The sequence below is a fragment of the Achromobacter sp. AONIH1 genome (genome assembly GCF_002902905.1).
GTDB lineage: Bacteria > Pseudomonadota > Gammaproteobacteria > Burkholderiales > Burkholderiaceae_B > Achromobacter.
The window spans coordinates 4,554,403-4,566,994 of sequence record NZ_CP026124.1 but is presented as its reverse complement, the minus strand read 5'-3'; the positions used below and the strand labels follow the sequence as shown (position 1 = coordinate 4,566,994).

Below are 12,592 nucleotides of genomic sequence, written 5' to 3'. Positions count from 1 at the left end.
GCGGCGATCCCCGCCGGCCAGGGATGCCAGCGTTTCGGGGACCGCGTCCAGCGGGTTTGGGGGTGTCGGGCCGTGCCGCTACATGCCGCTCAATGCGACTGCTCGGGCTTCCATTTGATGAGCCAGCGCTCCACCAGGGTGATGATTAGGAAGAAGCTGCCGGACAAGGCCGCGCACAGGACGATCGCGGCATACAGCAAGGCCGAATCGAAGGCGTAGGTGGCCTGGATGATCATGGCGCCCACGCCTGCCGTGGCCCCGATCCATTCGCCGACCACCGCGCCGATCACCGACATGGAGGCGGCGATGCGCAGCGCCGAGAAGAGATAGGGCAGCGAGTTGTACAGCCGCAGCTTGAAGAAGATCTCGCGCTTGCTGGCCGACAGCACGCGCATCAGCTCCAGCGACTGGGGGTTGACGTCTTCCAGCCCGCGAACCATGTTCACCAGCGTGGGGAAGAAGCACACCATGGCGGCGATCGTGATCTTGGGCTCGATGCCGTTGCCCATGATCAGCACCAGGATCGGCGCCTTGGCGACGATCGGGATCGAATTGATCATGCCGGCGACCGGATAGAAAATCTCCCGCAACGTCTTGCTGTGCACGAACACCGTCGCCAGCAGCGCCGCCAGCAGATTGCCGAGCAGGAATCCCCCGGCGGCCTCGAGCGCGGTCGGCATGAGGTTCTGCAGCAGGATGTCGCGCTTGTCGTACAGCGTTTGCAGCACCAGGCCCGGCGTGGGCGCGATGAAGGGCTTGACGTCGAAGATCGCCACCACCGCCCACCAGGCGGCCACGATGCCGAGGATACCCAGCGCCGGCAGCGAGCGCGAACGCCAGAGGCTGCGGCGACGGCTGGCCCGGTAGGCGTCCGCCTCGGCGTCAACGCCGGGCTTGGCCAGATTCAGCTTCATTTCGGACGCGCTCATCAGCAGGTCTCCAGAACGCGCCGCAGATGCGCGGACAGTTGAACGAATTCCGCCGTGTCGCGGGTGGCCAGGGTGCGTTGCTCCGGCAGCATCACCGGCACGATCTCCTTGACCCGGCCGGGATTGGCGGCAAGCAGCAGCACGCGCTGGCCCAGGAAGGCCGCTTCGTGGATGCTGTGCGTGACGAACAGGATCGTCAGCCCCATCTCGCGCCAGACGCGGCGCAGTTCCTCGTTGAGGCGGTCGCGCGTGATCTCATCGAGCGCGCCGAACGGTTCGTCCATCAGCAGCACACGCGGATCGCTCACCAGCGCGCGGGCAATCGCCACGCGCTGACGCATGCCGCCGGACATTTCATGCGGGTACGCGTCCTCGCGGCCCTTCAGTCCGACCAGTTCCAGCAGTTCGCGCGGCGTCGCCTTGCCGGCGCGCGAGCGGCCATTGGCAACCTCCAGCGGCAGCTCGACGTTCTGCAGCGCGGTGCGCCAGGGCAGCAGGGCCGCGTCCTGGAACACGAAGCCGATGTCGCGCCGGGCGCGCGCGGCGGACGGGGCGTCGTTGAGCACCTTGATCTCGCCGCGGCTGGGCTGCACCAGGTCGGCCACCACGCGCAGGAACGTGGATTTGCCACAGCCGGAGGGACCAAGCAGGGTCAGGAACTCGCCCGCGGGGACATCCAGGCTCAGGCCCTCGATCGCGGTCGTGCTGCGCCGGTCGCTGAAGAACCGGACATTGATGTCGCGGCAGCTGATCGACAGGTCCGGGCGCGCGCCGGCGGCGCCCGTCCTGGCGGATGGGGATTGAATCGCTTGTTGCATCGTTTACCCCGCCAGTCGCGCGGATTGGGTGGCCTGCAGGATGTCGAGCGTCATGATGTCCTCGACCTTGGGCGTGCGGGCGCGGAACTGCCCGAGCTGGGCATAGGCGGAGATCTGCTCCTGCCATACCGCCGGATCCATGTTGCCCCAGCCCTTGGCCTTGGTCTCGTCGTTGAAGACGTACTCCATGAATACGTCGATCGCGACGCGCTCGTCGGCCTGGTTCAGGCTGGGAAATTCCTTGACCAGCAGTTCCACCGCCTGGTCGCGATTGCGGTTGGCGTGGTGCCAGCCGCTGGCGGTCGCGCGCAGGAAGCGTTGCAACAGGTCGGGATGATCGCGCAACGTGTCCGTGTGCGCGTAATAGGGCAGGGCATACAGGCGCACGCCGGAGTCCCACAGGCTCATATCGACGCGCTCGGCGCCCAGCGCCTTGAGCGCCGAGACGTTGGTCTGCCAGCCGGCCACGGCGTCCACGCGGCCGCTGAGCAGGGGCATCATGTCCGAGCCGATCGGCACGATGCTGACCTGGTTCTCGGGGATCTGGTGCCGGGCCAGCATGGCCTTGAGCAGCACCATGCCGGTTGCGTGTATGCCGATGCGCTTGCCGATCATGTCCTGAGGCTTGCGGATCGGGTTCTTGCCCAGCGAAAAGAAGGCGTAGGGATGGCGCTGCACGCCGACGGCGAAGCACTTGATCGGGAGTCCCTCGGACACCGCCAGCATGACCGATGGGCTGGACGAGACCTGTCCGGTCTGCCCACGGCCCGAGGCCACGATGGCCACGCCATCGATATTGGGCCCGCCGGGCTCGATCTTGAGATCGATGCCTTCCCGTTCATAGAAGCCCAGCCGCTTGGCCACCACTTCGCCCACTTGCCCGCCGCCGGGAACCCAGCCCAGCTGCATGCTGATCGCCGAGCGCTGGGCGGCGGCCGCACGTACCGATAGCAGGGCGCCCAGTCCTCCCATCACGAGCGAGGCCTGCATCAGGCGCCGCCGCTTGGGATCGTTCAAATCCAGATCTTTCATTGCCCTTGTCTCCTTGGTTTTATGTGCCCGCCGCAGGCCTTGCGCGGGTGCCGGCTGTGCCGGTCGATGCGTTGTGAAATGCATTCTGGCCTTCGGGCAGTGCGCTGACAAGAACCGTTTTTCGAGCAATGCCGATGCCGAAATTAGAGCGCTCCGCAGCGGTCCGGCGCGTGTCGCGCGGCATGCGCCAGATCGCCGGGTGCGCGAAATATTCGAGTGGCCGTGGCAAAAATCTATGCTTCCTGCGGTGACTTTCCTGAGCCGACAATCCACGCAAATCTCGCCAACAAGAGATGCCAGGAGGAGACCCCACATGTTTTTCGCAGTCATGAAACGTAGCGTCATCGCGGCCGCGGCCGCGGCCGCGTCGCTGGCATGCGCCTCGGCGCATGCTGAGAACTCCAATGTCACGCTGTACGGCCTGCTGTCCACCGGCGTCGCCTACACCAACAATCAGGGCGGCAATTCCAGCGTGAAGGCGGTGAACGGCCCCATGCAGACGCCGCGCTGGGGACTGCGCGGCGTGGAAGACCTGGGCGACGGGCTGTCGACGGTCTTCGTGATGGAAAGCGGTTTTTCCATGACCAACGGCACCGCGTCGCAGAATGGCCGGATGTTCGGACGCCAGGTCTATGTCGGCCTGCAGTCGAACGACTACGGCACGATCACGCTGGGACGCCAGTACGACCTGGCCAATGCCGTACTGTGGCCCAATGAGTCCGCCACGCAATTCGCGGCCTATGGCACGCATATCGGCGACAGCGACAACGTGTTCAATACCTTCCGCGTCAACAACACGGTGATCTACAAAAGCCCCGTGTACGACGGGTTGCAGGTCTCGGGCATGTACAGCCTGGGCGGCCAGACGCAGTCGCAGTCGAACAATGCCTACGCGCTGGGCCTGAATTACCAGCGCGGAGGGCTGTCGCTGGGCACGATGTATGAAGTGGTGAACACGCCCAACAGTCCCACCAACCAGGATGGGGCGGTGGTGGCGGACTATGGCTTCAGCTCGCCCTTCGTCAAGAGCCCCGGCGGCGCGGGCGTGGACCGTCAGCGGATCTTCGGCGCGGGCGGCGCGTACAAGCTCGGCGCGCTGGGCGTATCGCTGCTCTATACGCATGTGCGCTTCGACTACTGGACCGGACCCGGCTGGGGCTGAACAACGCCGAAGTGTCGACCACCTACAACCTGTCGCCGCGCCTGCTGCTCGGGCTTGCCTATATTTACACCTGGGGCGCGTACACGCCGTCGGACACCCGTCCGAAATGGCATCAGATCAATATTGGCGCGGACTATTTCCTGAGCAAGCGGACGGACCTGTATGTGACGGGCATCTATCAGCGCGCGGCCGGCGACGCGCAGTTCGCGCAGATCTATACGCTGTTGCCCTCATCGGGCAGGAGCCAGGTCTCGACCGTGGTGGGCATGCGGCACAGGTTCTGAGCTCGCCGGTTTCCGGTCCGGGGGGCATGCTTGATAGCAGGCAATTTCCTTGCCGGACCGGATTTGGCCTGGTTAATCATATTGATGTGCGTGAATATAATATTTGATGCGCCTAGATATTATGATTCTAACGGCGCTTATGTTTTATTATCAGAATAATCAATAATCATTTTAGATTCATTTTCCTGGTGTGTGGACCTAGCATAGGATCAGGTCGCTGGTGATATGCCGGCGTCTGTTCTGCCATTATCAACCTCAAGGAAAATGCAATGTCTTCCATACCCGCGCGCACCCTCAGAACCCCTCGGGCAAGGAGCACGGATGTCACCGCGCTCATCCCGGATTTTCCCTTTGAATATGGAAAGTTCCTGGACCGATCCGGCAGGAACGCACTGTGCACTGTTGCCAATGCCCATTATGGCAAGCAGGTCCTGGTCGTGGGCGCCGGAGTATCCGGAATGGTGTGCGCCTACGAACTGATGCGCATGGGCCTGCATCCCGTGGTGCTGGAGGCATCCGACCGCATTGGCGGTCGCCTGTATTCAAAGAAGCTGGGAAACCCGGGCGATGGGGTTATCTGCGAACTGGGAGGCATGCGATTTCCCGTATCGGCCAAGGCGCTCTTTCATTATTTTGAAAAGGTGGGCGTGAAAGCCAATATGGGGGATTTTCCAAACCCCGGGACGGAAGCCGCGATCAGCACCGTTGTCGACTACCTGGGCGAGCCACCCGTCTATTACGAGGCCACGGGCAACGATTTTCCGAAGCCTCCTGAGTACGCCCAGATAGAAGAAGAATTCTTCACGACTTTTCTCGGCGGCGAGCCCTTCCATTTCGCCGAGATGGAAGCGGCCATGACGGAAGGCTCCATCGATCTCGTCAAGATAAAAACGCTCTGGAACAAGATCGTTGACGACAACGGCGCAACCTGGGACGACAAGAGCTTCCTTCTCGCCCTGCAGGAACTGTCCGGCTGGGACGAGGCGCAGATCAATCTGTTCGGCCAGATCGGTTTTGGAACGGGCGGGTGGAACACTGATTTCCCCAACTCGATCCTGGAACTGCTGCGCGTCATCTATGGCGGCCTGGACGCCGATCACCGGCTGGCCTATGACGGGGCCTCCAGCATGCCCGAGCGCTTGTGGTCCATGCCCGCGAGCACGCTGGGCGATGACGTGGCGCACTGGCCCGCGGGTACCAGCGTGGAAACGCTGACCCGGCAGGCGATGCCCGATCCGTTCTGCAAGGAAGTCCGGCATATCGCGCCCAAGCCGGGCGGTGGCTTCACGGTGAAGTTCATCGACACGCGTACGCAGGAGGCGTTCAGCCGGGAATTCGACTGCGTTGTCTACACGCCCCATGTGCGCGTGCTCGACAAGCTGCGCTATGCCGATGGCGCCGCGAGCCTCGAGCAGATGAATCCGCTGCTGCCCGAGGGAACGTGGGAGGCGGTGATGAATACCCATTACATGCAGTCGACCAAGATCTTCGCGTCGACGACGACGCCGTTCTGGGAGGAACGCGATCCCGTCGACGGCAAGCGGAAAATGAGCGTCACCCTGTCCGACCGGCTGACCCGGGGCACCTACCTGGTGGACTATGGCCCCAGCCTGGGCGCCTACAGGGGCAGCGGAATGTTCCTTTCCTATACATGGAATGACGATGCGCTCAAATTCCAGAGGCATCTTCCCGCCCCGGAAACGCTGTGCACCAATCTGCTGGAATCCATCTATCCAAAGGCCGACATCAGCGGTTTTTACGCAGGCTCGGATACCTTCGCGAAAATGAGTTGGGAAAATGAGCCCCATTATCTTGGCGCGTTCAAGATGAATTTGCCTGGGCAGTATGAATATCAGCGGAGGATATTCTCCCAATTCATGCAGGGCATTGAAGACAATGCGCCGTATGGATTCATCCTGGCGGGCGACGATGTGTCGTGGACGGGAGGGTGGGCCGAAGGGGCCGTGACCACAGCGATCAATGCGGTTCACAAGGCCGCCGTCCTGTTTGGCGGCGGCAGCCAGACTGGCAATCCCGGCCCGATTGATGCTTGGGATACGCTCAAGCCCATAGTGCGGTCTTGATCCGCCGTTTGCATTGAACCCGAGGCCGCTCACGGCCTCATGGCGATCGCTTGGGATGGTTTTCTTCTGGCCTTGTGCACCGGGGCGTGATGCCTCGGTGCATTTTTTTGCCGTGTGCATGCGTCGCTGCCCGGAGGAGCGGCAGTTCTCGCCACCCGCCGCGCCTTACTCGATGTTCTGCGCCTGTTCCCGCATCTGCTCGATCAGCAGCTTCAGATCCATGGCCGCGCGCGTCACGTCCATGCTGCCGGCCTTGGAGCCCAGCGTATTGGCTTCGCGGTTCATTTCCTGGAACAGGAAATCCAGCCGCTTGCCGGCGCTGCCTGCGTTCTTCTTGCCCGACGCCGGCTTGCCGCCGCCGTCGCCCAGCAGGTGGCGCAGTTCTTCCAGATGCGAGCGCAGTCGCGACAGCTCTTCGGCCACGTCGATGCGCAGCGCGAACAGATTGGCTTCCTGGGCCAGCCGTTCGGACAGCTCGGCGCCCGAGATGTGATTGAAGCCGCCGGGGAAGGCGGTTTCCACGCTCTCGCGCAGTTTGGCGGCCAGCTTCTCGCGATGCTCGGCCAGCAATTGGGGCAGGTGGCTTTCCACGGTCTCGACGATGCGGCCCACGCCGTCGGCGCACTCGCGCATCATCGCGGCCAGGCGCTGGCCTTCGCGCTCGCGGCCTTCCTGCAACTGCGTCAGCGCCTGTTGGGCAGCCTGCAGGCAGGCGGCGCCCCAGACCTGGGGATCGAGCGCGTCGTTGCCGCGCTGGCCAGGCCAGTTGAACAGTTCCACCAGGCGGGGCGAGGCGATGTCGGGCAGGATGCGGCGCGCGGCCTGCAGCTGCTCGGACAGCGTCTCGAGCCAGGCCGGGTCGAGCCGGGACATGTCGGCGCTGGCATTGCGCGTGAAGGACACGCGGATCTCGACCTTGCCGCGCGCCAGTTGCGCCGTCAGCAGTTCGCGCAGCGGCGTTTCCACATGGCGCAGCTCGTCGGGCAGGCGGAAATACAGGTCGAGGAAGCGGCTGTTGACGCTGCGCAGTTCGAGCGCCAGCGTGCCTTGCTCCAGGTCTGCCTTGGCGTTGCCGAAGGCGGTCATGCTGCGGATCATGGTGTGTCTATCCTGTTCTTTGCCGGAGGGATGGCGCGTCGCGGCCGCCTGCACAGGGCGTTCGCGGGCGCGCGAGCGCCAATATCGCGGCAGGATACTCCATGCCGCCGCATTTTGCGGTGTTACCGGGCAGGGCGCCGGGTTTCGTCCGGACGCAAGCCCTTACAATGCCGCCATCTGAATTCTTGCCTTGGAGTCATCGTGACCACAACCCCCGCCATTGCCCGCCCGTCCGGCCGCGCCGTCGACGAATTGCGCCCCTTCAGCCTGGAGCGCGGCTTCACGCGCTATGCGGAAGGCTCCGTGCTGGTCAAGGCCGGCAACACCCATGTGCTGTGCACGGCCAGCGTGCTGGAGAAGGTGCCGCCGTTCCTCAAGGGCAAGGGCGAGGGCTGGGTCACGGCCGAATACGGCATGTTGCCGCGCGCCACGCACACGCGCGGCGATCGCGAGGCCGCGCGCGGCAAGCAGAGCGGCCGCACCCAGGAAATCCAGCGCCTGATCGGCCGCAGCCTGCGGGCGGTGTTCGACATGCGCGCGCTGGGCGAGCGCACGCTGCACCTGGACTGCGATGTGCTGCAGGCCGATGGCGGCACGCGCTGCGCCAGCATCACCGGCGCCTGGGTGGCGGCGTCCGATGCGATCGCGCTGCTGATGAAGCGCGGCGACCTGGCCGCCAGCCCGATTCGCGACGCGGTGGCGGCGGTGTCCGTGGGGCTGGTGCAGGGCCGCCCGGTGCTGGACCTGGATTACGAGGAAGATTCGGCCTGCGACGCCGACGTCAACGTCATCATGACGGGCGGCGGCGCGTTCGTGGAAGTGCAGGGCACGGGCGAGGGCGCGACCTTCACCCGCGCAGAGCTGGACCGTATGCTGGAGCTGGCCGAGGGCGGCATCGCCGGGCTGGTGCGGGCACAGCGGGCCGCGCTGGCCGGCTGACTCAACCTTTGAGCGGGCTGGCGCGCGATGCGTGGCCAGTCCGCGACAGCCCAGGCCCGTTCCGGGCTGGGCCGTCCCGCCGGCTTCAACCCAGCAGCTGCCCCAGGGTCTGCGCCTTTTCAAGGCTCCACACCGTGTCGATCAGCGTGCGCAGTTCGCCTTCCGTGGCGGCGTCGGCGTAGCGTCCCAGGCGCAGCGTCTTGTCTTCGATCTCGGCGCGGGACAGCGTGTTGCCGGGATCGCCCTTGGGTTCGTCCACGCGGCTGCGCAACTGGCGCCCGTCGCGGGTATGGACCGTGACCTTGCCGATCCAGCGCTGCGGGTAGGCGGCGTCCACTTCGGGATCCAGCTCCATTACGACGCGTTGGCGGAACGCCGCCACCCGTTCATCGTCCAGTCCGGCGTCGAATTCCGCCAGCCCGGCGCGGCCCTGCAGCGCAACCAGCGCCAGCACCGTGCCCATCGAGAACTTGGATTGATGCACGGTGCGCGGATCGGTCACCGGCCCCAGCACGTCGATCGCGCCCTGGTGCACGTGCGTGACCACGCGCTCGATATCGTCCGGGCTCAGTCCATGCTCGCGCAGCGCCTGTTGCAGCGCGTCGGCCGCCGGATGCGTGTGGCGGCAGGAGGCATGGTACTTGAACGAGGTTTCGGCCAACGCCCAGCGCGTGCCCAGCCGGTCGCACAGCTTGGACGGATCGGCGTCGCGCGACATGCCCGCGGCCATGCCCTGGGGGCCTTCCAGGATGTGGCGGGCGCCGGTGAAGCCGTCGCGCGCCAGGTAGGCGGCGGTCAGGCCGTCGGCGGCGGCCTTGGCGGTGTGCAGCTGCTTGGAGTCGGCGGCGTCGCGCAGGAATTCCCATAGCCCGGCCGCCTGGGTGCCGGCCGAGCCCAGCGCGTGCAGCATCTGCCCGGCGTCCAGGTTCAGCAGCCGACCCACGGTGACGGCGGCGGCGATGGTGCCGGCGGTGCCGGTGGTGTGAAAGATCTTGTAGTGCGAACGGCCGAGAAATTCGCCGACGCGGATGCCGACCTCGTAGCCGGCCACGGCGGCGGTCAGCAGGTCGCGTCCCGAGCGCCCCAGCGCCTGGGCCACGGCCAGCGCCGGAGGGAACACCACGGCGGCGGGGTGGAACACCGAGCCGTTGTGCACGTCATCCTGCTCGACCACGTGCGCGGCGGCGGCATTGACCATGGCCGCGAACAGCGGCGTGCTGCGCCGGCGGGTGATCAGCACCTCGCTGGGGCCGTCGGCCGGGCCCATGGCAGCGGCATAGCGCTCGATCGCCAGCACCGCTGGCGCCGAGGCGCCGGCCAGGATGGAGGCCAGGCAGTCCAGCAGCAGATCCTCGGCGCGCCGCAGCACCGGCGCGGGAATGTCTTCGTGGCGCAGCCCGGCCGCGAAGGCGGCCAGCTCGGCGCTCAGGTGGGGGGTGTGGGAGGCGTTTGTCATCGTCAGAAGGAGCGGGGCAGGCCCAGAATGTGTTCGGCCACGTAGGACAGGATCAGGTTGGTGGAGATCGGCGCCACCTGATACAGACGGGTCTCGCGGAACTTGCGCTCCACATCGTATTCGTTGGCGAAGCCGAAGCCGCCGTGGAACTGCAGGCAGGCGTTGGCTGCTTCCCAGGATGCGTCGGCGGCCAGCAGCTTGGCCATGTTGGCCTGCGCGCCGCAGGGCTCGTGGGCGTCGAACAGGCGGCAGGCTTCGAAGCGCATCAGGTTGGCGGCCTCGACGTTGACGTAGGCGCGCGCGATGGGAAACTGCACGCCCTGGTTCTGACCGATGGGGCGGCCGAACACGGTGCGCTCCTTGGCGTAGGCCGCGACCTTGTCGATGAACCAGTAGCCGTCGCCGATGCATTCGGCGGCGATCAGCGTGCGCTCGGCGTTCAGGCCGTCCAGGATGTACTTGAAACCCTTGCCTTCCTCGCCGATCAGGTTTTCGACCGGGATTTCCAGGTTGTCGAAGAACAGTTCGTTGGTCTCGTGATTGACCATGTTGGGAATCGGGCGCACCGTCATGCCGTGCTTGATCGCGTGGTGCAGATCCACCAGGAAGATCGACATGCCCTCGGACTTGCGCGTCACCTGATCCAGCGGCGTGGTGCGCGCCAGCAGGATCATCAGGTCGGAGTGCTGCACGCGCGAGATCCAGACCTTCTGGCCGTTGATCACGTAGCGGTCGCCTCGGCGCACGGCGGTGGTCTTGATCTTGGTGGTGTCGGTGCCGGTGGTGGGTTCGGTCACGCCCATCGACTGCAGGCGCAGCTCGCCGGTGGCGATGCGCGGCAGGTATTCGCGCTTCTGCGCCTCGGAGCCGTGGCGCAGCAGCGTGCCCATGTTGTACATCTGGCCGTGGCAGGCGCCGGAATTGCCGCCGCTGCGGTTGATTTCCTCCATGATGACCGAGGCCTCGGTCAGGCCCAGGCCGGAGCCGCCGTATTCCTGGGGGATCAGCGCGGCCAGCCAGCCGGCCTCGGTCAGCGCGCGGACGAATGTCTCGGGATAGCCGCGTTCTTCGTCGATCTTGCGGAAGTACTCGCCGGGGAACTGGGAACACAGGTCGCGCACGGCTTCGCGGATGTCCTGGTAGGCGTGGGAGGCTTGGGGCATGGGGGCTTCTTGGATCGTGATGGATGGAAATTCGGTACAGGATGGACTGTGCCGCAAGGCGCCGGGGCTGCCAATTCACAATTCATTAACACGGCCTTGCTCCGCGCCTAAGCGCGCGATCATGACAAGGGTTTGTCATGCAAGGGGCCGGGTTGTGTCAAGAATTTGCCAAACTGCGTCCGCATAATCATCCGCGATGTGCCCTGGAGGCAGGGCGATAGGATGAATATGCGGAAGAATCTGAGAGTCACCACGGCCTTGTCGGCGATCCTGGCCTTGTTCGTGGTGCTGTTCGCGGCGGCCGCCGCCGCGGGCATCGCGGTGCTGCGCGACAATCGCGCCGATATTGAAGCGCTGGGCAAGGGCAGCATCGAGCGCGCCAGCGACCTGGCCGACATGACCAGCCGGCTGTTCCAGGCGCGCGCGGCGCTGACCGATGCCAAGACGGCGATGGAAGGCGGGCTGGAAGAGGCGCGCAATGCCTCGCTCAAGCAGTCCGAGACCCTGCTCAAGCAGGCCGCCGACAGCCTGGCGCGGCTGCGCGCCAATCCGGACGCCAGCGCGCAGGGCGCGCCGCTGTTCGACCAGATGCTGGCCGCCTATGCGGCCTTCGCCGACCAGACCCTGGCGCCCATGCAGAAGGCGATACAGGGCTGGAACGGCATCGAGGTGAATCGCCTGGTCGATAAGGTGCTGCCGGGCAGCGGCAGCGCCTACGTCAGGCAGGCCGAGGCCTACCAGGCCTATGCCCGCCAGCGCGGCGAGGCGGCGGTGGCCGGCGCCAGCGATACCCTGGCCAGGGTCATCCTGGTGGCGGCGGTGGTGCTGGGGCTGGTGGTGCTGCTGGCCGTGCTGATCCGGCTGGCGTTCCGGCGCGGCATCCTGCGCCCGCTGAACGAGGCCGGCGCGCATTTCGACCGCATCGCCGACGGCGACCTGACCGGCGCGATCGCGCTGCGTGGCGACAACGAGATCGGCGTGCTGTATTCGGCCATGCGCCGCATGCAGACCGGCTTGACCGAGGCGGTGGCCTCGGTGCGCCACGGCGTCGAGGAGATCCATACCGGCTCGGGCGAGATCGCCGCGGGCGGCGCCGACATGTCCGACCGCACCGCGCGCCAGGCAGGTTCCTTGCAGGAAGCCGCCGCCAACATGACGCAACTGGCGCACACCGTGCAGCTGACCGCTGGCAACGCCGACCAGGCCAGCCGCCAGGCGCAGAGCGCCACGCAACTGGCCCAGCGCGGCGGCCAGGCGGTCGACGAAGTGGTGCAGAGCATGCGCGGCATCGCCGACAGCGCGCGGCGCATCGGCGAGATCGTGGGCGTGGTCGACAGCATCGCCTTCCAGACCAATATCCTGGCGCTGAACGCGGCGGTCGAGGCAGCGCGCGCCGGCGAGCAGGGCAAGGGCTTCGCCGTGGTCGCGGGCGAGGTGCGTTCGCTGGCGCAGCGCAGCGCGCAGGCGGCCAAGGAAATCAAGGGCCTGATCGACGATTCGGCGGCGCGGGTCGAGGCCGGCGTGCGTCAGGTGGGCCTGGCCGGCGACACGATGCGCGACATGATGGTGTCGGTGGACCGCGTGACGCAGATCGTGGCCGAGATCTCCAGCGCCACGGCCGAGCAGG

General features: G+C 65.8%; 10 protein-coding genes and 1 pseudogene. 5 read left to right on the top strand and 6 right to left on the bottom strand.

Going from position 1 to position 12,592, the window contains the following annotated elements; all coding sequences use genetic code 11:
* Nucleotides 1-89 precede the first annotated feature (89 nt).
* Genes C2U31_RS20890 through C2U31_RS20880 form a run of 3 tightly spaced genes read right to left on the bottom strand, consistent with a single transcriptional unit; the run spans nucleotide 90 to nucleotide 2,779 of the window.
* On the bottom strand, nucleotides 90-929 hold the full coding sequence (locus C2U31_RS20890) for an ABC transporter permease (protein WP_103274528.1): 840 nt from the start codon (nucleotides 927-929) through the stop codon (nucleotides 90-92).
* The gene (locus tag C2U31_RS20885) at nucleotides 929-1,747 is read right to left on the bottom strand and encodes an ABC transporter ATP-binding protein (protein WP_103274527.1); all 819 of its coding nucleotides are present in this window, start codon (nucleotides 1,745-1,747) and stop codon (nucleotides 929-931) included. The genes C2U31_RS20890 and C2U31_RS20885 overlap by 1 nt, the downstream gene beginning before the upstream one ends.
* Nucleotides 1,748-1,750: 3 nt before the next feature.
* Entirely contained in the window at nucleotides 1,751-2,779 is a 1,029-nt protein-coding gene (locus tag C2U31_RS20880; RefSeq protein WP_103274526.1) for an ABC transporter substrate-binding protein, read from the bottom strand.
* A gap of 313 nt (nucleotides 2,780-3,092) precedes the next feature.
* On the opposite strand from C2U31_RS20880, the gene C2U31_RS20875 reads away from it, so the two are divergent.
* From C2U31_RS20875 to C2U31_RS20870, 3 genes are all read left to right on the top strand, one after another.
* Nucleotides 3,093-3,941, top strand: a complete 849-nt coding sequence (locus C2U31_RS20875) for a porin (RefSeq protein ID WP_233772445.1) — start codon at nucleotides 3,093-3,095, stop codon at nucleotides 3,939-3,941.
* A gap of 11 nt (nucleotides 3,942-3,952) precedes the next feature.
* Nucleotides 3,953-4,225, top strand: a complete 273-nt coding sequence (locus tag C2U31_RS31010; protein ID WP_233772443.1) for a porin — start codon at nucleotides 3,953-3,955, stop codon at nucleotides 4,223-4,225.
* 269 nt (nucleotides 4,226-4,494) lie between these two features.
* Nucleotides 4,495-6,309, top strand: a complete 1,815-nt coding sequence (locus C2U31_RS20870; protein ID WP_103274525.1) for an NAD(P)/FAD-dependent oxidoreductase — start codon at nucleotides 4,495-4,497, stop codon at nucleotides 6,307-6,309.
* Nucleotides 6,310-6,474: 165 nt separating this feature from the next.
* Here C2U31_RS20870 and C2U31_RS20865 read toward each other — a convergent pair whose 3' ends face one another.
* Nucleotides 6,475-7,407 carry a YicC/YloC family endoribonuclease gene (locus C2U31_RS20865; RefSeq protein WP_103274524.1) on the bottom strand — a complete coding sequence of 311 codons (933 nt, stop codon included), beginning with the start codon at nucleotides 7,405-7,407 and terminating at the stop codon, nucleotides 6,475-6,477.
* A 201-nt stretch (nucleotides 7,408-7,608) separates the two neighbouring features.
* Between C2U31_RS20865 and rph the strand changes: the two genes are divergently transcribed.
* Entirely contained in the window at nucleotides 7,609-8,346 is a 738-nt protein-coding gene (rph, locus tag C2U31_RS20860; RefSeq protein ID WP_103274523.1) for a ribonuclease PH, read from the top strand.
* Nucleotides 8,347-8,431: 85 nt separating this feature from the next.
* On the opposite strand, the gene C2U31_RS20855 is transcribed toward rph, so the two are convergent.
* Both C2U31_RS20855 and C2U31_RS20850 read right to left on the bottom strand, forming a co-directional pair.
* Entirely contained in the window at nucleotides 8,432-9,808 is a 1,377-nt protein-coding gene (locus tag C2U31_RS20855) for an MmgE/PrpD family protein (RefSeq protein ID WP_103276492.1), read from the bottom strand.
* Nucleotides 9,805-10,965: an acyl-CoA dehydrogenase family protein gene (locus C2U31_RS20850; RefSeq protein ID WP_103274522.1), complete on the bottom strand. Its 1,161-nt coding sequence runs from the start codon at nucleotides 10,963-10,965 to the stop codon at nucleotides 9,805-9,807. The genes C2U31_RS20855 and C2U31_RS20850 overlap by 4 nt, the downstream gene beginning before the upstream one ends.
* Before the next feature lie 222 nt (nucleotides 10,966-11,187).
* On the opposite strand from C2U31_RS20850, the pseudogene C2U31_RS20845 reads away from it, so the two are divergent.
* A pseudogene (locus C2U31_RS20845) lies at nucleotides 11,188-12,579 on the top strand (methyl-accepting chemotaxis protein); the annotation flags it as partial.
* Between the last annotated feature and the right edge of the window lie 13 nt (nucleotides 12,580-12,592).